We start from the raw sequence: 23,998 nt of genomic DNA on the forward strand, positions 1-23,998 counted from the left end.
TTCTTCCTCCTACGCTAAAAACTCATCATTATTTTCTGTTGCAAAATCATCTTTTGCACTACTACGTCCACCAAGCGGTTCTCCATCTCGGAGTTTTTGAACATTTCCAAGTCCACAAGCAATTCCTTTATTTCCATTTGAATTAAACGCATAGAAGTTTAAAGATACTCGCCCATAACAACCGCTATACACTTCATTACGGTCAAGTATTGGATTTAAATTTGCATCGACAATTTGTGGGGCATTTATTGAATTGGCATTAATAAAGTAATGCCCTTTATAAGCATCGTTATCACGTTCTAAATCACCATCACGTAAAGGTAATTTCAAGGTTGCTTTATTTGGTTTTTTCCCGCCAAAACGTGCAATACCTTCTTCAATTGCAATATCGATTGCTTCATTAATTTTATTGATGGTAACTGTATCAGTCTTTGGAATTAAAACTGAAATACTATATTTGGGTTTACTACCATTAATGGATACTGGTTCCCAACCATTAAAATATGAAAATCTTGTGTTAATACCTGTTACTACTTTAGTTTTATTTGACATTATTCTTTTCCTCCAAATTCTTGTTTAACATTGTGTAAGACTAATTCTTTACGTTTGTCACTGCGTGGTACTAAGGTTGGTTTACCTTCTGGCTTGTATACGAGATTGCCTAGTAAGGTATTGAATTCTTCTTTTCCCATTAACTTTTCCATATCTGTTAGTGTGATAAGTGAATTACGATAAATATCAGTGTATCCATTTGCTTTACAGACTTCTTCAACTTTTTTATCATCACTAAACTTTCTAACAGAACGTCCTTCTACTAATTTAAATTTTGACCATTCTTTATCCGTTTCAATTGTTACTTTTGTAGCATATTCTTTTACTTCAGTTGCCCATTTAACTAAATCATCAACATGTTCAAGTACTTCTTCTAACTCTGAGTCCGTTAATAGGTGTGGTGAGCATAACTGAAAACGTGTTAATTTATCATGATAGTCCTTACGAGCACGAAGGATAGTATTACAATTTGAAAATTGACACCATGGGCCATACTTCACAACACCTTCACCTTTAAAAGCAAGTTCTGCCTTTTCCTTTAACTCAGAATCTGCCCATTCTTTTAATTCGTTAACAGTTTTCACTGAAGTAGAAATGTTATACTTTCTAGGTTGAAAAATTGTCATCTCTACTTCCTCAATATCATACAAAGCATCAAAGATGTTCAAAGCACCTAAAGCATATAGCATCATCTGCGGATTATCTTCAGCATCCACTAATACTCCTCTACCGTATTTCAAATCAATAATGTACAAGGTTTTATCAGCGATGATTAAACAGTCACCAGTACCGAATCCATCAGGGACATAGTTTGAAAAATCTAATCGTTGTTCAATCAAAATAATAGGATCTGGTGTTCTCATCTTAATGGTCTGAAGTAGTTCATTAATATAGAAAGCATAATCATCGGTGTGTTGTTCCATATCATCATCAATGGATTTTGACTTTGGCTTTCGAGTTTTCTCTCCAATCAACTTACGAACTTTATATTCTGCAAGAGAATGAGCTACCGTTCCTTCATGAGCGACTTCAGTTGTTTTGTTTTCAAAGAACCTTTCTAATTGCGGTAATGGTGGACAAGTTAACCAACGATGTGCACTTGAAGCACTAAGTATTGCGTGTTCTACCATCTAAATCTCCTCCGCTTCTTTTAATAAAGCTTTAAAATGTTCCGGATTAATATCCGACAATTTCATTGCACCATATTTTGTAATGAGTGCTCTAACTTCAACTTGATGTCCTTCTTGAGCTAATTTTGCTAAGACAGTACGAACTTGTTCGAGGGATAATTTTGGTTCTTCAGTATTGTTTTTGTCCATTCCCCCTAGCATGGAAACTATTTCTTTTTGAATCATATCCATACCCTTTAAATGTTCTACAATTTTTTTATAGTGTTCATTCCACTCTTGAATCTGTTGAGATAGATTGTTCATATTCGACATTTTTGTCTACTCCTTTCGATTTAATACCACTTGCAAATAGTGCTGCTAAACGATTTGCTACTTTGCTGATAGATAGCAGCACATCTGCGATTTCTTTGTCTATTGTCTTATTCTGTTCCATCGTATGTGCCCTCCTTTCTAAGGGATATCGTTTTATCCCTTCGGTAGTAAAAGGACACATATTTTTATTTTAAGTACCTTTATTTAAGATAATTTTTGATTTTTTCAAATATCTTAAATTTTCGCTTGTTTACACCTTTTTGGCTCATGCCAACTTCTACACCAATGGCTGATTCTGAATAACCGTTCAAATATAGTTCAACAATTTGTTGGTCTAACTCCTCCATCGTTTGTAGCAATTCCTTCAATTCCATAAGCAGTAGTTCTTTATCTTGGTCAACACTGGTATCTTCAATTTCTAATCCATAATCGTTTGACAGTCTTTCGATGGAAGTTTCAGTAATTTCGTTTACCTCAAAATATTTCTTTTTTCTTTCTTCTGCTTTCATGTCTTTCCAGATAGGACGCATATACGCTCTATACTCCTCCTCGGTACATGGAATTAAAATAGCAAGTGTTGAACGATTACCAATCTTCCACCATTTGAAGTCTTCTTCTGTAAATCCATGAGCTTTTACAAATCTTTTGTCTGTTTGAGTACTAATTTCCATTGGAATAAAATATTGTTTTTCTTTTGTTCTTGTTGCTCTTAAATTTTTATTGCCACAATAAATCTCACTATCATTCATTGAATGTAACAATTTATTTTCTAATTCTGTTTCATCATCTTTTCCTTGTTTAACAACAATATTTTGCTTAACGAGTTCTTCGTCATTTTCCTTTGCCTTTATGAAGTACTTGTAAACTTTACGTTTATTTTGTTTTGTTTTGTGAATTTTCATAAAAATCCCTTTCCTTTCTGCTGATAGCAGTCTGGGCAAGGGATACAAAAAGAGCCGATACCATATGAAGTACCGACTCTCAGGTTCCAAATTTAGCCATAGGAAAACAGAGGTACTTCATATAGCACCTCACAGTTAAATCTGTGAGTGCTTTATGATGTATCCCATTGCCCTATAGCTAATCAGGCTCTGTGATATATTTTTGTTTGTAGGACTATTCTTCAAACCAGTCGCTACTTTGTTATATAAGGTTATTTTTTAGAGCTTACCTTATGCTCACTATTTTAGTTCTAGTAAAAAACTCTAACTTGTTATTTGTATAAATTTACTAATAATTTTCCATATAATTCAACTCACTTTCTATTTTTAGTTTGATGTAAGCGGTAATACAACTCCTATTCACAGTCGAATATTTGTGATATAATTTCGTTAAAAAGATAACTTTATAGTATTTTTTACCTACAAACTAATTTTAAAATAATAAATAAAAAATGTATTTCCCTCAAAATTGGTGTGAAATTACCCTAAATTTTCAAATTTACAGAAAGGGGCTATTTCTTTGTCAGAATTTACAATTTCGGCTTATATAAAAATTCTCAAAGATGGAATGCAAGATACACAAGAAAATGTAACTCGTATACTTTTTGATGCAATTTGCTTATTTATGAGCAATACTGTGGATTTTAGTCCAAAATTTATCACAAATTTAATTAAACGAAAGGTTGAAGTACAAAATGAAATAAAAAAAGCCTCAGCTGATCCTAAGATTATTGCTAAAGCTGAAGATTATTTTGATGAGACAGTATTTCCAAAAATAAACAATTTTTTAATTGATGATGTATGTCATAAATTGACTCTTTTGTATTCTAATGATCAATCTGTACCTAAAACTAAGAAAGATGATTTAGATAATCTACTAGCATCTAATGACATTGGAAAATTCCTTTGTCAGTGTTTTATGTACGCATTAAATAGAGACAATAAGTTTCTTGACCAAGAGTTAAGAATTGATGATATTCCTCTCTTATCTGAGGTGGATTATCAATGCCCACTTTGCAACTCTCCCCTTATTAAAAAGATAAGAAACATGAGTGTGAAAAAATATGAAATAACTAAAATTTTCCCAGATGATTTATCTTCGGATGAACAGGATTTATTTATTGCGAATAGAACGCCAGTCGTGCATTTAGATTCTTCTGATAACATGATTGCATTATGCACAGATTGCTCTGAAACATATTTATTAAATCCTGAATTAGATGAATATACAAAATTATTTGATTTAAAGGAGTATTCTAAAAAGAACTACCAGATGCAGATGCAAGTATCTAATTTGAATCTTGAGGATGAGATTCAATATATAATTAATAGCCTATATGATATTAATTCCACTACTGGAATACAAGATTTTAGAATGGATCCCTTATTGATAAGAGATAAAATTGATTCATCATGTTTTATCTTAAAGCATACCGTCACTTCTTATGTTTTGCAGTATTACAAATTTATTCGCAAATTGTTTTCTGAATTAGATAGTTTCTCAGAAAATAGATTTAACATCATTGCTTCTGAAGTAAAGCTAGCCTACGAGACTATCCATCCTACTTGTAGCTCTCAAGAAGAAACCTTTACAAAAATCTCAGAATGGATTATGCAACAACTAAACATACCTAATTCAAAAAAATACCATATTGCAAGTGACATTGTAGTTGCATTTTTTATTCAGAACTGTGAGGTGTTTAATGAAATTACCTAGTAAAGTTACTCCATTTAAAGAAAGTATAATTGCTAAGTTTATACCTGTTTTAGATACATTGAAAACTGAATCTTTATCTCCATCCGAACTATATAAAGAAGTAAAAACAAAAGTTAATGGAATATCTGAATTTATGGAAATTTTAGACTGCCTGTTTATACTTGAAAAAATTAAACTAGATGAATATGAGGAGGTGATACATTATGTTAAAAATGATAAAGAGTGACTCCTTTATAGAAAAAGGTGAAAAACGAAAGCCGATTTATTTTCATAAAGGGTTAAATGTTGTAATGGGTAATGATACTGGAGCAAACTCTATTGGTAAATCTACTTTTCTAATGATTATAGATTTCATCTTTGGCGGTGAAGACTACATTAATAAGTCGGTAGATACTCAAGAAGAAGTAGGAACTCACTCATTTGAATTTGTCTTTGAGTTTGATAATGTCAATTACTATTTTTCAAGGTCAACTGGAGATTTTACAAAAATTACTAAATGCGATTCTAATTTCACCCCTTTAAAAGATATAAGCATTGACGATTATAATAAGTTCCTTGCTAAAAAATATCATTTAGACATAGAGGGGCTAACATTCAGAGGAGCTGTAAGTAAATTTTTTAGAATTTATGGCAGAGATACTTATGATGAAAATCATCCTATAAAATCTGCTCTTAGAGAACCTGACTCCGTTGCTATTGATGGTATGATTAAATTGTTTAACAAATATTCAAAAATTGCTGAAAAGAAAAAAAGCTTTGAAAATGCTAAAGATGAGGAAAGCGTATTTAAAAAGGCTAGAAAATATGAATTCATTCTATCTGTAAATAACAAAAAAAGCTTTGATGAAAATAAAAAAAGAATAGAGATATTACAGAATGAATTAAAGGAACTTGCAAGTGATAGCTCTGACGGGTTACTCGAAATAGATTCGTTAAAAGCTAAAGAGATTGCTGAATTAAGGCTTAAATTATCACACTATAAAAGGCAAAAAGCACTCATCAGTTCTCAACTAAAAAATGCTGAACTGGATAAAAATTTTAGTAAATCATCATACCAAAATGACTATGAACAACTTTTAGAATTCTTTCCGGAAATAAATCAAGAACGTTTAGAAGAAATTGAAAGCTTTCACAGGAAAATTTCAAGAATACTTAATAAGGAATTTAAGGAAAACGAAGATAAACTATTAAGTCTACTGGAAATAACAAATTCAAAAATTGTAGAATTTGAATCACAACTTAAAAATCAAAAATCTCTTCCAAACGTTACACAAGCCATACTAGAAAAATACTCAAACATCCAAAATGAGCTTACAAATCTACAAAAAGCAAATGCTAATTTTATAAAGTTAGATGAATTAAAGGCAAAAAAAGACATTTTAAAGTCTGCGCTTGATAATCTAATCGTAGAAGTAATTACTCAGTTTCAAGCAGAACTCAATGACCGAATGCATCAATTAAATGACGAGATATACAACGGAAGAAAAACCTCCCCTACTCTGAATATTTCTGATGCAAATCATTATAAATTTTTTACACCTAAAGATGGAGGTACAGGTTCAAAATATAAAGGCCTTGTACTCTTTGACTTGGCAGTTATGGAGCTAACAAGATTACCAGCAATCATACATGACTCTATTTTACTAAAGCAGATTGAAGACTACGCATTAGAGAAAATATTACAACTTTATACTAAGACATGTAAACAGGTTTTTATCGCTCTTGATAAAGGAGCATCCTATACCAAGGAGGCACAGAAAATATTAGCTGAAAACATAGTATTAACTTTAGAACCCGGAGGTTCTGAATTATTTGGTAGGGCATGGAATGAAATTTCAACCATCCCTGATAGTAATAACAAAATAAAGAATTAACTATAGCAAAGCTTGGTAAATGCACAAATATTACTACGGATATTTTGCTAAAAATCTTGAAAAATATGGATTATAAATTTAGAAAATATTATTGAAACTCTAGAAAAATAGGAGGAATAATATGGCAAGAAGATCACCCTATAGTAAAGTTAATAAAGAAAATCAAATACGCGCGGAACATGTAAAAGGACAAGGTGATGTGGTATATCGTGGTTTTAATTGTTTGAATCCTGATTGTAAAGAATTCATCTTTGTTAAGGAAGACTCTATCACAGAAGATTTCTCTATTGTTTGTCCTAAATGCGGATATATTCACGAGGTAGCTGGAGAAACAAAGTTCTATGATTATTCAATGGATGTAAATGATGAAAATGGTAATCCCATTTCTGTCGCAAAAGGAGCTTTTACAATCTATCATGATGAATATATCGTAGAATCTAAACAATTCAAATATTGCATCGTATGTAACACAATGAAACCAATAGAATTTTTTGATCATCATTCTTCACGAAAATCTGGAAGACAGGGAGAATGTCGTCTTTGTAAAAAAGCCTATAATGAAATCAAAAATGGAACACGTTTAACTGATCAACATAGAGAAGCTGCTCAAAAAAGACGTCTCCTTCTTGATATTGCTGGCAGCCCCAAAATTAACAGTCGTAAAATAGAAAACAGGTATGGCAATAATTGTTTTTGCTGTGGTAAAGACCTAAGTACTGTTACTAATAATAAGGAGAAGCCATTAGACCATACACTTCCGGTTTACTATTTGTGGCCACTATCAACAGAAAATGCGACTTTACTGTGCAGAGACTGTAATGGGAGAAAATCAGGTTCATGGCCTTCTACTTTTTACAATGATTCACAGCTTAGAAAATTATCACTTCTAACTGGATTTGACTACAAACTTTTATCGGGTGATCCTCAATATAACCCAGAAGCTATAGAAGCTTTACACAACCCTCAAAAAGTTGATGAGTTATTAATAAAATTTGCAGCTTATATGGACGAGGTTATTAAACTTAGAAATAGGATTTTACGTGATACCGGTTTTGACTTTTTCAAAGTTTCTACAACTATTTCATCAGCTTATGTTCGCAAAGCAGATGAAGAATTCAGTAAGAACAAGATTTGATTAATTGATTACAAAAAAAGTAGATGAGAAATAATTTTCGCATCTACTTTTTTTATTAATCTTATTTTTTGATTAGAAAAATGAACTGGTGTGCCTTTGTTGAACCAATATCAACAATACCATGATTTTCACCTTGTATAGTTTCCTCTCCAGCGCTTATGACTTCAAACCATTGTCCACATCTAGAAATCAGTTCCTTAGACATATCAAATTTATCCGATTTTCCAACGTGTAAGATCATCTTACCATTTTCTTTTAGCATTTCACTACATGCTTGAAAATATGAGTAATAAATATCCATATTTTTATTTTGTTTATTATCAAAAAAAATGTTGTTTGCCTCTTTAAAATCTACTTCAGACCATCCAGAAAACCACAAACGTAACCAATTTTGAGTATAAAACTTAAAAGAAGATGCAAAAGGTGGTGAGGTAATAATTATATCTGCTTTACAACTTAGTTTATTCGGAAGATCTTTAATATCATAATTATAAGAAATTCCCTTAATCCATGTTCCAGTATCCTTAGAATTATAACTCCTATTAATTTTTGCGATTAAATGATCAATTAGATTTTTATAAACAAAATCACCTGTAGGGGCATATGGTGTTAAAGGATGAGATTTCCTTGATAATGCATATGGCCTATTACCATGCAGAATATGTAAAATACAAGCCATGATTAGACAATCAACAGCTGAGTAATCCTTATCTTTAAAAAATTCTCTAGCTGCTAAAATCTCTTTCATGGTTTCTTCATGATAGTATTCAACAATTTTTTTATTTAAACCAAATCTTCTAACTTCTTCATTATCTTCAAATCTAGCTTTATTTAATTCAATATACTGTCTAAGTACTTCTACTTCCTTTAATACTTGATTATAATCCGGTTTTTCCAGTTTTGCATTTGCTACTATGAATGCAAATACACTTAAATCATTTGATATACCAAGTCGATCTTGTAAGCATGCTTCAAATGGAATTGTACCTACTCCCCCCATTGGATCCAAGATAACATCTCCAGGTTTAGTAAATTGTTCTACCAATTCATAGGCTATTGCTGGTTTTAATTTTCCCCTATATGAGCACAAAGAATGCCAAGAGTGTCCCCAGTTTCGACCTTTATCTTGGTATGTCATGTTTTTAAGAAATTTTTTTGCCTTCTTTTCATACTCAGTACTATTCATTTTTTCTTTACTAAGTCTAAATCTTAGTATTCTTTGAGTAAGTTCATAACCATTTTTTGATTTTCTAGCTCTAATTATCTCATTCTCATATAGATTAAATCCGTGCTTACTTGCAATCTCGATTAAGATTTCATGTGTTGGAATATGAATACCAGCAAATTGAGAGTCTCCTATATCCATAATTAAATAGCCTTGATCTTTTAACGCTACACTTAAAGTTGAAAAAACATCATCCATATCATTAAAATATGCTATAATCATCTTCTGTATTCTCGAATCATAGCTGACTTCATCTAATTCCTTTATAATGCTTTTCACAGCGTCCACAGGGACGTACATTCTCCCATCAACTGATACATTATTTATTCCCGCTACGATACCTTTTTTATGAAGTTTTGCTAGATCTCTTTCTTGATCTACGAAATCAAGTAACTTTAACTCTAATTTAGTGTTTCGTATGTAATTAGTACCATTTAGGTATGGAGGAGATGTTATAACCACATCTGCAATATTTGCTTCTCCTATACTTCTTGCATCATAAGCCAAACATTCAGATTTTCCAATTTTATTCAGACTAATGTCATTTAAATCTGCATATATTCTAAGTAGTTTTCGTTCTATTTCTCCCAAAAAGTCTAAATTGGTTTTATTAACTTCTTTTCCTTTTGCATATCTCAAATCCCCCCTTCTAACCATCTTAGATACATTAACAGCAATTCCAGCCAAAGCTATTTTAAACATTGCTAAAATTAAATGATCATTAACATTTTTAGAAATGAAATTTTTGTACTCTTTAATATAAATCAAATTAGAAGGTTCAAAATATTTTTCAAAGCCACCAAAATCAATATTATTCTCATCTTCTATTTTTATAAGTTTTAAATATTCTATAATTTGAGAAATCATTTTTTTGAATAGCTCAAGTTTCTTTTTATCTGAAGCAAGCTCAAAAGAGTACTCCGTCTTAGTTTTAATAATAAAACTCATCACCGGGTTTGTCTCGCAATAATAACAATCCATTCCCTTTAAAACACCAACCAATGGGGTTGTACCTGATCCGCCAAACGGGTCCAATAATGAAGAAACATTTTCTAGTTTAGATAGTTCATTTTCTACCAGTGTTTTAGAATATCCTTCAAGATAAGAAAACCAATTATGTATATCTTCTTTTTTATTAGGACTAAATGTACCTAGCGTATCATCGCTTTTGTATGGTGTATAAACATGTTCAAGTATATCCCCTATATCACATTCTAAAAATTCACATAATCTATTTAAAACATCCATACTTACATTTTCATTTCTATTCAATTTTGCAAGTGTTGTCGGCGTTATCCCTATCTCTCTTTTGAGATCAACTTTTTTTAATTTTCTATCTTTCAGTAGTTTCCATAGCTTTTCATAATCAAACATTATATTGCCCACTTTCAGGTATATATTTATGTACTTTAATTTTATCATTTCTCATCATATTTCTCAACTACCATAAACACAATCTTGTTTTTTATTTGATAATACTTTAATCCATCTCACCTCTTATTATTTGTTTCACTTCTCTCATTACAATCCCCTTTGCTTTGATGCACCACTCTAAAATCTTCAAAAGTAAACTATCTGATTTACTCCTGTACTATAAAATGGTGATGTATCTTAAAGTACGTATTTTAAAGAGATTTGTACTTCATTAGATTTAAGCGATGTTATTCATTAGATTAAATTTACATCTTCCTCATATGATACCGTACATTTCCTTATGCATAAAATACACAAATCGAGATGGGAGCAAGTAAGTATATTTTTCTTGTCATCCATTCCCTAGTATAAACTTTCTTCATGCATATGTTCCACTCAATCTTATTATCTCTCAAACAATAAGACTTACTCCAAACTAATAATACCCTTTACTTTTTCACCCTCCCTTTCTTCTTCCTCCCAAAAATAAACTCTATCTCACAATCACCATTGCTATCAATTTTAATTTCCTTAACTATATCAGCAACATCAACCGTTAAAGATTGGTAATCAACTTTGTAAAACTTAAACTTTCTTTTTCCAATCAGCTTTGTTTTTATAGCTTTCAAATAAGGATTCTTCAAATACTTTTCAATGCATAAATCAACCAATACTTCTCTTATTTTTTTATCATAAATATAGGAACTATTACATTTATTCAATTGTTTATTCCTACAACACCAAGTGCTCTTTCCTCCATTTAATTCTGGATGCATTAGATAAAAAATATAATCTGATTGACATTCAGTATAAATTAACTTTCCTTTTAATGTATGATGATTAGACCTATTCTTTTTAAAATTTACGTTTTCAAAAAGTTCGTTTGTAATAATCGCTTCATGACTATTTTCAATATAGTATTGTTCAACTTCACCATCATTCTTTTTACGTTTTTTAGATTTAAAATCAGTTGTAAAACTTTTCTGTAATAAGGCATCACCTTTATACTTTTCGTTTTGTAGTATACTTTTTATCGTAGAGACATTCCAATGATTATTTCCAAGGACAGTCTTAATTCTTCTTTCTTCAAGAAAATACTTAATTTGAGAAGGAGAATAACCTATTACAGATAAACTAAATATACATTCAATAATTTTAGCTTCTCGAACATTCTTCTTCAAATTATGATTGTTTCCTTTGTCATACCCAAGAAATCTAGAATATGCTAATGAAAATTCACCTCTTAAATTTCTCTTTCTTAATGCCCATTTTATGTTTTCTGATAAAGAACGTGATTCTTCTTGTGCGAAACTAGCTAATAAAGTTAGTATGAATTCACCTTCGTCATCAAGTGTATTAATATTTTCTTTTTCAAAATATACACCGATATTCAATCCTTTTAATTCTCTAATGGTATTAATAGTATCCACCGTATTACGAGCAAATCTACTAATGGATTTAGTCACAATATAATCAAATTTTCCTTTTCTTGTGTCATCTAACATTCTGTTAAAACCTGACCGATTTGTCATTCTAACTCCAGAAATTCCTTCATCAAAATAAATATCCACTAATTCCCAATCTTTTTTACTTCTAATATATTGGATGAAATATTCTTGTTGTAGCTGTAAACTTCCAGCTTGATTTTCTTTAAGTGTCGATACTCTAGCATAAATAGAAGCCCTAATTTTTTTACTCTCAATTGCCGCTTTCTTAGGTATTCTAACAATCTTCTTATCCATTATAATCCTCCAACATTCTTGTAGGAGGATTAAGTAATTTAATTAATTCTTCTGTTGCATTCTGCCATTCTTCTTTAGTGATACTTTCTTGCTGAAGATGCATATCTAATATAATTTGTAAAATTGTATAATCCATTTCATCCTTTAATAAATTTCGTAATGTTCTCATATAAAATCCCTCCGATTGTATATATCACTCTAAAAACAAAATAAATCAAGAATCAAATACTATTTAACGTTATCTTACTTTTTAACGATTACTATACTAATTAACGTTTTAAATTTAAAAGAATAACCTACCAACTACATCCTACTTCTTTTGAACTAAAATTTTATACTTATAAATCAAAAAAGCCCCTAAACAAGGGCTGTCAGTTCTTAATATTGTATGACTTTAGAAATAGCACCATCTAGTGCAATGACTTTTATCATACAATCTCTCCTTTTTTACTCTAGCAGCTTTGTATCCTAGAGCCATCATTCAACACTTTACTATATTTGTGTTGCTTTGATTTCATTCTTGTATTATACCAAATTTTTAGGTTTGTGACTATTCCTAAAGAAAAAGCCATATCACAGGGATATAGCTTCTTTGTTTTTATTGTTCGATAACTCCTAATTGTAATCAATTAGCTTTGTCGAATACCCTATATAAAATTCAATAATAAGCTTATCTTCTACGCAAAAAATTCATCTCGTAGAATTCCATATTTTATAGAATCATAATAAATTCCTTGATAATAACGAACTTTTCTAATTCTAGCTTCTTGAGTCATCCCTAATTTTTCTGACAGTCTCATCATGCCAGGATTACCACTCCAAGTTGTTAGTCCCACTCGTTCAATTTCTGGGAAATCTTTAAAACAAATCCCAATCCATTCTTGTAAGGCAGATGTTCCAATACCGTGAGACCATAATGAATCATCATAGATAACAATCCCTATTTCTAACCAACGAGTTCTAATATCTTCCCAATATCGTGTAACAACTCCAATAATTCTTTCTTCATGAACAATTGCTAAAACATTTTCACTCAGAAAAAAAAGATGATTTTCTGATTCTAAAAATGTTTCAAAATCTAATTGTTTATATTCATCAAAATAAGGGGCATTATAAAGTGTCCATCGAGGTTTTTCAGATGAATATATTAGTGTATGAAGTATTGGTAAGTCTGATTCTCTTAATTTTTTAAGCAAATTAACTTTCTCCTTATATAATGTGTTTAGGTTATTAAAGGCGACCTATTCGCCTAAATCATTGCATAAGATAGTTATTAGATAGAGGACATCGTTCTCTCCTTGAGTTCTAAAACTCGTACTCGAAAGAGTGATGCCTCTGGAATTTTTTCTTAGTGGTTTTTGATTTTTTGAAGAATTTTTCTATTCGTTATTGACTTTTCATAGTTAGTCTTTTTTCTCTAAGGAGGTGCATTTCCTAGAGCTCATCATTCCTTTGATTTCATTCTTGAATTATACCAAATTTTTAGGTTTGTGACTATGGCTAAAGAAAAAGCCATATCACAGGGATATAGCTTCTTTGTTTTTATTGAATGAATCATTTAATTAATCACTAATTAGATTTATACAAAATTATTAACACTTTTATTTTACCTATAATCGATATGATAGAATCCTACAAATTATATTCACCAACAAGATTTGTCGAACAACCAGTAAACAAAACAATCCTGTTTTGTTTCACTTCGATCTTGCCTGTATTATCAGTAACACGTTTACTTGCTCTAATAACTTGTAATTAAATATTACATCGAAAAAATTTAATTGTCAACGCTTTTATAAAACGGTTTCAAAAACCGTACTATATATGTGTAAAACGTCAACACTCTATTTAGTCAAATGTAATTTGATTTGATACACTTCTAATTTTGTCATAGTGTTCCTGTTCTCTAGCTTCTTCCCTTTCTTTTATCAGCTTATTCCTCTCTAAAATCTCACGTAATTCGCTATTAGCTTTATCCACACATAATATTAAAGTTTTTCTGTGATAATCTTGTACTTCCTCTATTGTAGTTCCATCTAAAATTATCTTATCACCGATTACTTCTGCTATACCAGGTCTGTGCATAGTCGTAAATTCTGGGGGAGAACTCCAGGCTCTAAGAAATAGTTGGTTCCATATTTCACTAGGTTTTCGATTTAATCTAAATGGAATTTTATATAATGCAGATCCTGCTGTACCATCCATTCTAGGAACAGTAACTTCATTTGTAATTATTCCTTCAATTTTTATATTGTGTATATTCATATCATCTTCACGTGAAGTTCTATCTTTATATCTTTGAGGCATTTCTCCAAGTTTAGGTTTTGATTTAATTTTTTTATTAAATAAAGTTGCTAGTAAATCTTGAAAAGCATTGTCATCAACACTAAAATCATCCTTCAGCCGAACTCCTAATTTACCGGCTAAGAAAATTGGCATAATACTAGAAATATCATCACTTCGAAGAATTGGTATAAATTTTCTTTCGTTTGCTGTTGAAAGTAATGCACCTGAAATAATATGACCTTCGTAACCTACTCCACTTTTTCTACTATCTGCTTTCTTCTTATAATTTTCGGTACAAATAATCAAAACAAAATCTGAGTTTGTAATTTTATTCTCCATAAATTCCGGAAGTCTGTCTCCCAATTCTAAGTCATATTGATCTAAATCAGCATCTACCCCATTTTCTATTAAACTATCCGTTAATTTTTTAACCCATTTTTTATGAAATTCACTATCCCATGAATACGAAATAAATACCTTTATTTGTTTCATTGTCATTATTTTCCTTTCCCTTTATTAAAATTTCAAACACCTACTTTTTCATTATAGTTCTAAGCAACTTCACACGCAATAGTCATTTCTTAAAAAAAATAGGGCGCTAACCCTGTTTTCTTAATTCTATTCTGTTGTTTTTAATTTTCCTGTTTCGGAAGAAGAGATTTCGTTGTAGTGTTTAACTTTGTCACGGCGATTATCAGGTCCTGAGATAACGATTGGTACGGACTCACGTAAGTCCAGTTTTTTTGCTTTACTTCATCCCATTATAAATCTCATCGGCAATCTCAAAGCCAATTTGTAGCGTCAAGGCGTGGCCTATATCCTTCAATGTGGTGAGACGTGCGTTTTGCATGATTTTGAGCACTTTTTTCGAAGCAGTTAGTGGCTCGATAATGTCGTCTTTGCCGTGATATATTCGCACAGGGATTGTTAGCTTATCTAGGTTCGCGTAGTCGTCCATATCGTAGATGTCCGTAATGTATTTCTTGTCGATTTTCATACCTAGAATGTAAATTTTATAATAAAGGAGTTGTTTTACCTGGCGAATGGCTTTGATTTTGGCGTGTAGAGTGGCATATTATTCCTTTTCGCGTAAGTTATGTCCACGCCCAATAATTTCACCATTCAAGACCACGACAGCACCGATTGGTCATTGGCTTTCTGAGCTTCCTTCAACGCTTCCCTCATAAAGAATTCTTTTTCCTGAAGTTCCATGTTCTTACTGATAGACGCGCTTTGTCACGACTAGACTATGCGGTCTCTCAAACTCTTTATCTAAGTAATCTTGGTACGTCCCTGGGGAAATAAATCCACGGGCGCTTAAAATATCCGTTCCTGCTTTTCCAACTATCGTATCTGCTAGCAATGCGCAGTTTGTACTCATCACAAAATACGTCTTGAATTTTGAAGAGGTGAATTTATACAAGAGTGCGTCTGCTTCTTGTTTTAGCTTGTAGGCATACATTGGTTCTTCTTTGTCGATTCCAGGACGTGCTGGTTTCACCATTTGCGGTGGATCCCAAGGCAATGTCAGCGACATCAGTTTTGCGATTTCCTTATCGATGGCTGCAAGTTGTTCGTCCGACAAGGCAAGGCCATAGCCAAGTAAGGTCTTATGGTTTTCGCGTTTACAAAACTCAATATATTTTTCTCGGTCGGCACTAAAAAGTACCCCGTCCCCCATCGATCCAAAGAGGCGCTCTGAATTCGTATCGTAGTTCCCGAATGAAATAATGCGTCCTTTATAACACAGGTCGACATGTCCCATGGCTCCAAAACCATCTTTTGTGACGTGAATAAACATCTCTAAGTTTGGTTCGGTATTTTCTTTGGCACGGTCGTAAATTTCTGAAGCCGTTTCACCTTCTCCAAGTTCCAATGCATCATTGATTTTTTGTAAGGTTGCTCGAGGAATCAGTGCAGCAAACACGAGCGGCATCCCACAACGCAAGCGCCTGCGAAGGACTTTCTTTCCAACTTCGGCCTCGAAGAACCAGCCGTCCCGAATATTGCTAATTCCAAGCCCGATGAAATAGAGCGAAAGGAAGAACATTTGCAAGTTGCCGTCGCCCCCAAGCGCAATTAAAGTGGCTACCCCTACAACTGAAAGCCAAATCGTATCAAAGAGCAAGCGAAATCGCGGACGAATGCTATCTTTACGGTAAATATAGTAGGTCACACCGCTAATACCAGCATTCATAACCTGGTTAAGTCCCATCACCATACTTACAATCGCAATCGGTAATGACAGGAAGAATTGGTTTCCTGCTAAAAATCCGTAAAGGAAAAATTTAGTAATATTCAGCCATAACGGGTCTTTAGCCTCCGCCTTACTAAACCAACGGAACAAGAAATTCCATAGTTCACGAATCCATAAGAATGTTAAAAACAGACGTAACATCAAATCTGGGAAGTTTGGTCCGAATATAAGGAGCAACATCCCAACAACAAGGAACCCAATTCCTTCAAAGAGGAGCTTTTTCCCCGTAATTCCTAAGTCACTAATTTTCTTCATCAATAATACCTCCTACAGCTACCACTGAAGCAGCTTGTTCATGTTTCTCCACCCATTCTTTCACGAGACGTTAAATCAATGACAGACGATATACGCTTATTAGTTTTCTATAACCTCGTTTATTTCCATCAACATACCTGTGCTTTCAAATTATTTTTTATTAATTATCCTCATTTTAGCAAATATTCTCAAATTTTTAAATTTATACCATCTCTTTTATCCTTTCATTTTATATTCATAACGTTTCAAAGTAACTTCTAGTTAAATATCAAAACTAGAAGTTAGTATGAGGCTACATTTTAAGGTAGAGTTTAAGTATGGGTCAAATGATTTAATAGAACAATGAAAAACCCATATCTCAAGGATATAGCTTCTTTATTTTTATTAAATGAATCATTTAATTAATCACTAGTGAACTTTATACAAATTTATTGACACTATTTAACTTATTAATTACTCTACTCACATCTTATTTATAACTAGATGATTGTCCTTGATAGTAATAATCTTATCATATCCAACCATCATTTCCTCTGAAATGTGATGTTCTATATCAATAACTGCTCCAGAATAAGTTTTGATCAAATCATTCAAAATTTTTGAACTTTCATCATCCAGCCCTGATAAAGCTTCATCAACAAGTAAGCATGGTTTTTCAAATAATAATGCTCTTGCTAACTCTAACCGTTTTAATTCTCCACCAGACAGAGAATGTAATTGTTTATCCATTTTAGTATGAAGCATCTCTTTTGTTGCTAAGTGTTCCATTCCTACTCTTCTTAAAATTTCAATAACTCTACTTTCATCTATTGGACTATCAAACGTCAGATTAAACAGCAATGTTTCGTCAAAGATAAATGGGTTTTGAGAAACAACAGAGAAAAGTTCAATTCCTTGTTCTTGCCCATAATTGATAGTACCAGATAATACCTGCGTTTCCCCTAAAATAGTTTTTAAAAAAGTACTCTTTCCTGAACCTGAAGGTGCTTTGAATAATATCTTATCATGACTTCCAAGTGAAAAATCAATATTTTTAATCAATTCATTATTTTGATATCCTACTGTAGTTTGTTTAAATTCTAAGATAACTTCTCTACTTGTTGGTAACTCTAGCAGTTGCTCATATTCTTCGGCTTTACTATTAAGAGTTAGCACTTTATTCAATATTGGATCAATTGATTGAATCACATTATATGTAGAAGCAGCAGTAATTAATGGAGTTACAACCCTATCAGCTGCCATATAAATAGTAAGTAAACTTCCTACTGTCATATATCCATTTTGAACAGAACTTATTCCCAGCATTAATGCTATCAATAATGAGCACACATATAGTAAACTAATAATGGTATTGGCGGTATTTTGATTTAAATCCATCTTAAAATAATTTTTTTCAGATACTCCTAACTTCTCAGTCAACTTTTTTAGTACATTATTTACCACACCAAATCTTTTCATCAACGGGCGTGCCTCTAAAAAATCTGTTAAAAATCCTATATATTGATCATTGGATTCTTGCCAACGTATAGTTCCTTTCTTTAACCATTTTTTAGTTAACTGAGGAATTAGAGCAGGTATAGCTCCCAAACCAACAAAAAGTAAGCCTACTAACACATTGATATTCATCAAAAATATAAATGTAACAACACCTTGAAGTGTACACAAAATCATAGTAAATACATTATTGATAAATTTATTTTCAATTTGCTGAACTTCACTAGTAATACTAGTTATGTAAGAACTTGGTGATTGCTGTAAATTCTCTTTTCTAACAGAATTTACTGCATGTATATTTTTTAACTGATAATTTACATTTTGAATAAACTTTCCTTTAAAGAAACTAAATAGAAATTTTGATAAAACAATTAACAGTAAAAAAATCAGCCATAAAAATACTGTATGCATACTGCTATCAAAATCACTATTGTTCATATAATCTGTAAATTTCCCTAAAAAATACGGTGCACCAATTCCATCAAGAGATAGTAAAGCTAAAAATAACAAAGCACATATAAATATTCGTTTATTACCTACTAGTATAAATCTTAAGAATCGAAACATTCTGATTCCCTCCTCTTTAATTTAGAAAATTTATATTCAACAATGCAAATTACATTATTCACAATAAAACTAATCAAATTTTAATTTAATTCTAATCCACTCCAATAATTTTGTCAAAATATATTTTTACAAAATGAGATAATTAAAATACACAATTAGTCTACAATCATTAGTAATTTCCATAAATACTATGATTAAAATACCCTGTAACGATTACCAACCTTTTATATGAATAACTTATATTTTCCTCATTCCTATTATTATATTGTAATTACTTCATTAAATTTACTATTCCAATATTCTAAATTATGATGCAGTACCATTATGATTAGATAATCATCCAAACTTAATAATAAGTCCATAACCATATCTGCAGTGGCCTTATCGAGATGCGCTGTTGGTTCATCGAGCAATAATATCTTTTTATCACTAGCTAATGCTCTTAACACCCCTAATAAATTTCTCTCACCACCACTCAATTCAGACATGGGATTCATAGACTGTAACGCTTGTTGAGTTGATGGGCTTAAACGACTCCATAATTCTTGCGAATGGTGGTTATTGTCTTGATAGAGACCAAATAACGTAATATTATCTTTTAACTTTGCTTTCATAAAATGCTCGTGTTGCGTCAAGTAAAAAATCTGATCAACAGCTGCACGTATTTCTCCAGATTGTAATGGAAGTTGTTGCATGATTAACTTCAACAAGGTTGACTTACCGACACCACTTTTTCCTACTATTGCATACTTATGAGGGACAGTAAATTCTAAGTTCAGATGTTCTAAGTTCACATTATCCTGATGATAGCTCACATTGGTAATAATGATCTGAGAACTATTAATATCTGTCGATACGGCTAATTTCTGACTCTTTTCTCCTAAATTCACGATAATTGACAATGTTTCTTTGGAAGCATTTATTAAGTTTAAATCAATTAAGATGTTCTTTATTGGATAAATGAAATTTTCTACATAACTAAAAGTCGCAACAGCTGCTCCGATTGTAAGTTCGTTTTTTATTAACAGATAACCGACTACTATAAATGAGGCAAGCTGTATTATGAACATGACTAGACCGTTAGCAATATTAGATAACGTTTTGATTTTTCCATAATGGAGACGATTTTCCTCTGTTTCATCCAATTGTTGTTGATGTAGTTTTCTAAAAGTTTTTATGGTTTCACTGTTAATACGAGATTTCATCGAAAAAATATCCGCTAATCGTTGCGAGTATACTTCTAATCCTTCTAAAAATCTTCGTTGTTTTATGGTGATATAAGGTGCCAAATACTTGGAAACAAAGGGTGAGCACAGCGATAAGGCAATCATCACAATAGCGACTCTCCAATCCACAAAAACAATCAGTGACACAGCATAAATAACAAGACTCATACACGACTTGATAATATCTAATAAAGGATCTAAGTACTCCTCGCTTAAAACTTCTACATCATTATTGAAGAGCGATAAATATTCTGCGATTGTCTTGGAGTTAAATGTTGAGACTGATGATGATAAAAGAAAATCACATAACTGACCTTTGACAACACGATTAAATTCAACTGAAGTTTTCCATTCATATACTTGTGATATATATTGAAATAATGAGTTACATACAATCGCTAAGAGATAACAAACGATTAGTTTTATGAGTAGTTCATTTCCCTCAATTAATACTCTATCAAACAAAACTTTATTTAAATACGGTATAACAACATTGGTTGAAGTATAAAGTACGTGAAAGAGTAGTTGAATTAAAATAACATTTTTTATTTTTTTAATATAATAAACCATTATTTCCCCCTAAAAAAAACTAAAGAATGAAGTGAATCGAAATGTTAGATTTTTTTAGTCTAATTTTTGGAATGCTGTACACAATTTAATGTACTAAACACTTCTCTTATCCTTCAATCTTTTCTTATTGCTATTTTATATGAATTCCCAATATTTCAAACTAAAAAACTCAATCGTTGCATTAATAACTTCTATCAATCCCTGCTTTCTTACTAGATTGGTAAATTTTCTTAAATAAGACATACCCAATTACCAAAAAGAAAGCTGACTGACCTGCTAATAATAAATACTCCATCAAAGCAACTCTTCCTCCTTGAATCAGCGTTTGCGTCATTTCAATTCCTAGAGAGATTGGAAGAAATCGTCCAATAAAAATTGCCCATTCAGGCATCATCTCATGAGGTAAAATAGCTCCAGTGAAAAATAATAGTGCATAAGAAATAATCGAATCAAATGATGCTGTCTTAGTATATTTTAACGTTAACGCCACTAATACTAAGGTAAATCCAAACACTCCAACTGTGGTTAATAAGAAAATGACAATATACCACCCACTGAATGAAATTTGAATCGAAAGAATCGCACTTAATACAATGGATACAACAGCCACTTTGATGAGATTGACAATTAACCACACTAATGTCCTAACTATAATCAACTGTTCAAAAGGAAATGGTTTAATAATCAGTTGATCTAAGATTCCCATTTGCTTCTCTGAAGACACAGAGACTGCTGCTTCACTAATAACCGAACTCAATAAATACCAGTACACAAATCCTACATAACCTTGATTCATTTGTTGATGTTGAACTAATAAAAACATATAGAACACAATCGTCGTAACCACAACACTCACAATATGATCCGGATAATAGGTACGTACTTCATGTAAATATTTCCACAATTCTGCCTTAAATAACTTCATGATGAACTCCTCCTCTTTGACTATAGAAGTAGTCCAGTGTTTCTTCAACCGTAGGACTTAACTTCTCAATCTTGATTAAATGAGACATCAAATTATGTTTTACTAAAAGTGCAGTTAATTCTTCAATAGAGTTTCGTTTCACGTATGATTTTCCTTTTTCAATGCGGCATTGAAGCTCTTGATGAATCACTTCTCCTTCAATAACAGCTTCAAATTCTTGTGAATGTGGGACTTGTTTCAAGAAGTTCTGATAATCTCCCTTATAAACAACCGCTCCGTCATCAATCACAATCACATAGTCTGCTAGTAATTCTATAATCTCTGCTTGGTGTGAGGTAAGAATAATCGTTTTATGCTGTTCGGTAGATAGTTGTTTAATTTTTTGACAAAGTTGCTTTGAACTTTGAAAATCTAAGCCTAAAGTTGGCTCATCTAAAAATAGCACCTTTGCATTTGTCATTAATGCAATGATTAATGAGAGCTTCTGTAGCATTCCTCTAGAGTACCCACCAACTGGTTCATCCATAGCATCTCTGAGTTCAAACTCATCAATTAACGCTTGAATACTACCATTCATATAGTTTATGGATTGTTTTGATAATCCAAGAAAGTATTCAATATTTTGTTTTCCTGTTAAAAATGGATAAACATTATCAACTGACTCTAATACGGCACTTACATTTTGGTAGTAAGAATGTCCAATATCTGAGAGATTCTCTCCCTTAAATAAAATATCTCCCTTATCTGCACTGATCATTCCTAACATCAGTTTAATTAATGTCGTTTTTCCAGCACCATTTTTACCAAGAATTACTGTAATGTTACTTTCTGGTATTTCAAAGGAAATATTATGTAAAATTGTCTTATTATTGTATCGTTTTTCGATACCCTTCACTTCAAACACCATCTTCTACCTCTCCTTAAAATAGTAATTAAAACTATCTCTATAAACTTTTATTCAAATTTTTTTAGAGTCTATAAATATCTATTATTTTCCCATAAAAATAAGTTTTTTGTTTTTTCTTGTATTATACCATTTTTTTAGAATTGTAACTATTTCTAAAAGAATAATTTCACATGAGGATACAAAATTTTTTGTAAACTTAAAAAAGCACGAAACTAGAATTTCCAGTTCCATGCTTTCTATTAGTCTTTCATTCCAACAATCTCACGCTGTCTACAATTCGCTTCTTGAGCGATGTAACTCATTACAAATTTGAATTCTTTAGCAGTAGCTTTATCAGAGAGTTCTGCGATACTTTGATTATATTTATCAATAATTTGTTGTACTTTTTCCTCATCAGTCATCTAACATTTCCTCCAATTGTTGCTTATTGTATTTCTGAGGAAGTACTAACTAAATATTATCAGCATCAAAATGTACTTCGGATGTATGATTTACTATTTTAATATCCTTATTCAAAAACTTCACTGACATATTCTGTAATAGGTTTAAAGTCATCAGTATTCATCATTGGATCTTCTAAAGTATCTCCCTTACGTAATCCTATAATTTCTATTTTACTCTTAGAATGGTTTTTCTCTATTAATTCTTCAGCTAAAGCTTTAATACTCAATACTTTTCCAATTGATAATGTATAAACTCCTGGAATTAGAACATGGTTATAAAAATCATCCCATCCACGAATAAAGTCTTCTTTTCTTGTTGCGAGTTTTGTAATTCTCTCATCTGTCAAAGGAAGAGGTTTATTTTCTTTCGAGAGTTTATTAAATACATGATAGACCGAACCATTACTTTCAATTACAAATGGAAATCGTAACGATTGAATCAAACAATCTTCTTTCTTCTCACTTAAATTCTTCAAATATTGTTCTACTTCTAGCTTTTGTTTACCAAACTGATTATGAGGTTTATATGCTTCATCACTTGAGATAAATATAACTCTTTCCTTTACAAAAGGTAATACTGACTCTAAAAACACTTTTGTTTGCAAAACATTCTTTGAATAATAATAGTCAGCAAAGTCTTCACAAAAATTTGTCATCTTCAATGATGCTCCATGAATTAAAATATCTGGTTGAATTGCTTCAATATATTTCAAACAATCTTGCGAAGTAAAATCCATTGGTACTGGATAAAATACTGATGAATCTATCCTTTTACTCATAATTGCTAACTGTGTTTCTTGATAATCAACACCATAAACTATTGCATCATTTTCTATAAAATAATTTACTAATGCTTCCCCAATGGTTCCACAAACACCCGTAATTAACACTTTTTTCTTCATGATTCACTCTCCTATCTTGTGAGTAATTTACCATATTTGTCTAATTCTGTAAATGAAAGAATTATTTCTTACCAAAACAATAACTATACAAAAAGAAAAAGCCCATATTGGGCTTTTTCTATTAT

21 protein-coding genes and 1 pseudogene are annotated in these 23,998 nt (G+C 31.5%); 4 read left to right on the top strand and 18 right to left on the bottom strand.

The genetic code is table 11. From position 1 onward, the window contains the following. Positions 1-9: 9 nt before the first annotated feature. The 5 genes from RWO76_RS00390 to RWO76_RS00410 form a co-directional block, all read right to left on the bottom strand. Entirely contained in the window at positions 10-552 is a 543-nt protein-coding gene (locus tag RWO76_RS00390) for a DUF2815 family protein (protein ID WP_314353544.1), read from the bottom strand. Beyond that, positions 552-1,682, bottom strand: coding sequence for a DUF2800 domain-containing protein (locus tag RWO76_RS00395; RefSeq protein WP_314353545.1), 1,131 nt, complete (start codon positions 1,680-1,682; stop codon positions 552-554). The genes RWO76_RS00390 and RWO76_RS00395 overlap by 1 nt, the downstream gene beginning before the upstream one ends. Continuing rightward, entirely contained in the window at positions 1,683-1,994 is a 312-nt protein-coding gene (locus RWO76_RS00400) for a hypothetical protein (RefSeq protein ID WP_314353546.1), read from the bottom strand. Next, positions 1,948-2,115, bottom strand: a complete 168-nt coding sequence (locus tag RWO76_RS00405; RefSeq protein WP_314353547.1) for a hypothetical protein — start codon at positions 2,113-2,115, stop codon at positions 1,948-1,950. The genes RWO76_RS00400 and RWO76_RS00405 overlap by 47 nt, the downstream gene beginning before the upstream one ends. 79 nt (positions 2,116-2,194) lie before the next feature. Beyond that, entirely contained in the window at positions 2,195-2,896 is a 702-nt protein-coding gene (locus RWO76_RS00410; RefSeq protein WP_314353548.1) for a sigma factor-like helix-turn-helix DNA-binding protein, read from the bottom strand. 559 nt (positions 2,897-3,455) lie between these two features. Here RWO76_RS00410 and RWO76_RS00415 point away from each other — a divergent pair. From RWO76_RS00415 to RWO76_RS00430, 4 genes are all read left to right on the top strand, one after another. Further along, complete coding sequence (locus RWO76_RS00415) at positions 3,456-4,652, top strand: ABC-three component system protein (protein WP_314353550.1); 1,197 nt, start codon at positions 3,456-3,458, stop codon at positions 4,650-4,652. Next, on the top strand, positions 4,639-4,878 hold the full coding sequence (locus tag RWO76_RS00420; protein ID WP_314353551.1) for an ABC-three component system middle component 7: 240 nt from the start codon (positions 4,639-4,641) through the stop codon (positions 4,876-4,878). The genes RWO76_RS00415 and RWO76_RS00420 overlap by 14 nt, the downstream gene beginning before the upstream one ends. Further along, positions 4,856-6,526, top strand: coding sequence for a DUF2326 domain-containing protein (locus tag RWO76_RS00425; RefSeq protein WP_314353553.1), 1,671 nt, complete (start codon positions 4,856-4,858; stop codon positions 6,524-6,526). Before RWO76_RS00420 ends, RWO76_RS00425 begins: the two co-directional genes overlap by 23 nt. A gap of 121 nt (positions 6,527-6,647) precedes the next feature. Next, positions 6,648-7,661 carry a hypothetical protein gene (locus RWO76_RS00430; protein WP_314353554.1) on the top strand — a complete coding sequence of 338 codons (1,014 nt, stop codon included), beginning with the start codon at positions 6,648-6,650 and terminating at the stop codon, positions 7,659-7,661. A gap of 61 nt (positions 7,662-7,722) precedes the next feature. On the opposite strand, the gene RWO76_RS00435 is transcribed toward RWO76_RS00430, so the two are convergent. The 13 genes and pseudogenes from RWO76_RS00435 to RWO76_RS00500 form a co-directional block, all read right to left on the bottom strand. Beyond that, a complete protein-coding gene (locus RWO76_RS00435) occupies positions 7,723-10,260 on the bottom strand; it encodes a helix-turn-helix domain-containing protein (RefSeq protein WP_399543019.1) in 2,538 nt (845 codons plus the stop codon). Positions 10,261-10,748: 488 nt separating this feature from the next. After that, on the bottom strand, positions 10,749-12,041 hold the full coding sequence (locus RWO76_RS00445) for a recombinase family protein (protein WP_314353555.1): 1,293 nt from the start codon (positions 12,039-12,041) through the stop codon (positions 10,749-10,751). Then, the gene (locus tag RWO76_RS00450; protein ID WP_314353556.1) at positions 12,034-12,210 is read right to left on the bottom strand and encodes a hypothetical protein; all 177 of its coding nucleotides are present in this window, start codon (positions 12,208-12,210) and stop codon (positions 12,034-12,036) included. Before RWO76_RS00450 ends, RWO76_RS00445 begins: the two co-directional genes overlap by 8 nt. Positions 12,211-12,718: 508 nt before the next feature. Further along, positions 12,719-13,237 carry a GNAT family protein gene (locus tag RWO76_RS00455; RefSeq protein ID WP_314353557.1) on the bottom strand — a complete coding sequence of 173 codons (519 nt, stop codon included), beginning with the start codon at positions 13,235-13,237 and terminating at the stop codon, positions 12,719-12,721. Between the two features lie 652 nt (positions 13,238-13,889). Further along, positions 13,890-14,825 (bottom strand): toll/interleukin-1 receptor domain-containing protein, encoded by a 936-nt coding sequence (locus RWO76_RS00460; protein ID WP_314353559.1) that lies wholly within the window; start codon positions 14,823-14,825, stop codon positions 13,890-13,892. Positions 14,826-15,405: 580 nt separating this feature from the next. Beyond that, positions 15,406-15,539, bottom strand: a pseudogene (locus RWO76_RS00465) (tRNA-specific adenosine deaminase); the annotation flags it as partial. A 4-nt stretch (positions 15,540-15,543) separates the two neighbouring features. Further along, positions 15,544-16,839 carry a hypothetical protein gene (locus tag RWO76_RS00470; RefSeq protein ID WP_314353560.1) on the bottom strand — a complete coding sequence of 432 codons (1,296 nt, stop codon included), beginning with the start codon at positions 16,837-16,839 and terminating at the stop codon, positions 15,544-15,546. A 462-nt stretch (positions 16,840-17,301) separates the two neighbouring features. After that, positions 17,302-18,900 (bottom strand): ABC transporter ATP-binding protein, encoded by a 1,599-nt coding sequence (locus tag RWO76_RS00475; protein WP_314353562.1) that lies wholly within the window; start codon positions 18,898-18,900, stop codon positions 17,302-17,304. 260 nt (positions 18,901-19,160) lie between these two features. Beyond that, positions 19,161-20,696: an ABC transporter ATP-binding protein gene (locus RWO76_RS00480; protein WP_314353564.1), complete on the bottom strand. Its 1,536-nt coding sequence runs from the start codon at positions 20,694-20,696 to the stop codon at positions 19,161-19,163. A 181-nt stretch (positions 20,697-20,877) separates the two neighbouring features. Further along, positions 20,878-21,621 (bottom strand): ABC transporter permease, encoded by a 744-nt coding sequence (locus RWO76_RS00485; RefSeq protein WP_314353566.1) that lies wholly within the window; start codon positions 21,619-21,621, stop codon positions 20,878-20,880. Continuing rightward, on the bottom strand, positions 21,608-22,528 hold the full coding sequence (locus RWO76_RS00490; RefSeq protein ID WP_314353567.1) for an ABC transporter ATP-binding protein: 921 nt from the start codon (positions 22,526-22,528) through the stop codon (positions 21,608-21,610). The genes RWO76_RS00485 and RWO76_RS00490 overlap by 14 nt, the downstream gene beginning before the upstream one ends. Before the next feature lie 239 nt (positions 22,529-22,767). Then, positions 22,768-22,929 carry a hypothetical protein gene (locus RWO76_RS00495; RefSeq protein WP_314353569.1) on the bottom strand — a complete coding sequence of 54 codons (162 nt, stop codon included), beginning with the start codon at positions 22,927-22,929 and terminating at the stop codon, positions 22,768-22,770. A 107-nt stretch (positions 22,930-23,036) separates the two neighbouring features. Next, positions 23,037-23,873, bottom strand: coding sequence for an SDR family NAD(P)-dependent oxidoreductase (locus RWO76_RS00500; protein ID WP_314353570.1), 837 nt, complete (start codon positions 23,871-23,873; stop codon positions 23,037-23,039). Positions 23,874-23,998: the final 125 nt, after the last annotated feature.

The sequence above is a fragment of the uncultured Granulicatella sp. genome (assembly GCF_963521425.1).
GTDB lineage: Bacteria > Bacillota > Bacilli > Lactobacillales > Aerococcaceae > Granulicatella.

Coding starts and splice junctions, on each gene's coding strand:
- RWO76_RS00390 (WP_314353544.1), bottom strand. CDS start 552: ATGTCAAATAAAACTAAAGTAGTAACAGGTATTAACACAAGATTTTCA.
- RWO76_RS00395 (WP_314353545.1), bottom strand. CDS start 1,682: ATGGTAGAACACGCAATACTTAGTGCTTCAAGTGCACATCGTTGGTTA.
- RWO76_RS00400 (WP_314353546.1), bottom strand. CDS start 1,994: ATGTCGAATATGAACAATCTATCTCAACAGATTCAAGAGTGGAATGAA.
- RWO76_RS00405 (WP_314353547.1), bottom strand. CDS start 2,115: ATGGAACAGAATAAGACAATAGACAAAGAAATCGCAGATGTGCTGCTA.
- RWO76_RS00410 (WP_314353548.1), bottom strand. CDS start 2,896: ATGAAAATTCACAAAACAAAACAAAATAAACGTAAAGTTTACAAGTAC.
- RWO76_RS00420 (WP_314353551.1), top strand. CDS start 4,639: ATGAAATTACCTAGTAAAGTTACTCCATTTAAAGAAAGTATAATTGCT.
- RWO76_RS00425 (WP_314353553.1), top strand. CDS start 4,856: ATGTTAAAAATGATAAAGAGTGACTCCTTTATAGAAAAAGGTGAAAAA.
- RWO76_RS00430 (WP_314353554.1), top strand. CDS start 6,648: ATGGCAAGAAGATCACCCTATAGTAAAGTTAATAAAGAAAATCAAATA.
- RWO76_RS00435 (WP_399543019.1), bottom strand. CDS start 10,260: ATGTTTGATTATGAAAAGCTATGGAAACTACTGAAAGATAGAAAATTA.
- RWO76_RS00445 (WP_314353555.1), bottom strand. CDS start 12,041: ATGGATAAGAAGATTGTTAGAATACCTAAGAAAGCGGCAATTGAGAGT.
- RWO76_RS00450 (WP_314353556.1), bottom strand. CDS start 12,210: ATGAGAACATTACGAAATTTATTAAAGGATGAAATGGATTATACAATT.
- RWO76_RS00460 (WP_314353559.1), bottom strand. CDS start 14,825: ATGACAATGAAACAAATAAAGGTATTTATTTCGTATTCATGGGATAGT.
- RWO76_RS00470 (WP_314353560.1), bottom strand. CDS start 16,839: ATGAAGAAAATTAGTGACTTAGGAATTACGGGGAAAAAGCTCCTCTTT.
- RWO76_RS00475 (WP_314353562.1), bottom strand. CDS start 18,900: ATGTTTCGATTCTTAAGATTTATACTAGTAGGTAATAAACGAATATTT.
- RWO76_RS00480 (WP_314353564.1), bottom strand. CDS start 20,696: ATGGTTTATTATATTAAAAAAATAAAAAATGTTATTTTAATTCAACTA.
- RWO76_RS00485 (WP_314353566.1), bottom strand. CDS start 21,621: ATGAAGTTATTTAAGGCAGAATTGTGGAAATATTTACATGAAGTACGT.
- RWO76_RS00490 (WP_314353567.1), bottom strand. CDS start 22,528: ATGGTGTTTGAAGTGAAGGGTATCGAAAAACGATACAATAATAAGACA.
- RWO76_RS00495 (WP_314353569.1), bottom strand. CDS start 22,929: ATGACTGATGAGGAAAAAGTACAACAAATTATTGATAAATATAATCAA.
- RWO76_RS00500 (WP_314353570.1), bottom strand. CDS start 23,873: ATGAAGAAAAAAGTGTTAATTACGGGTGTTTGTGGAACCATTGGGGAA.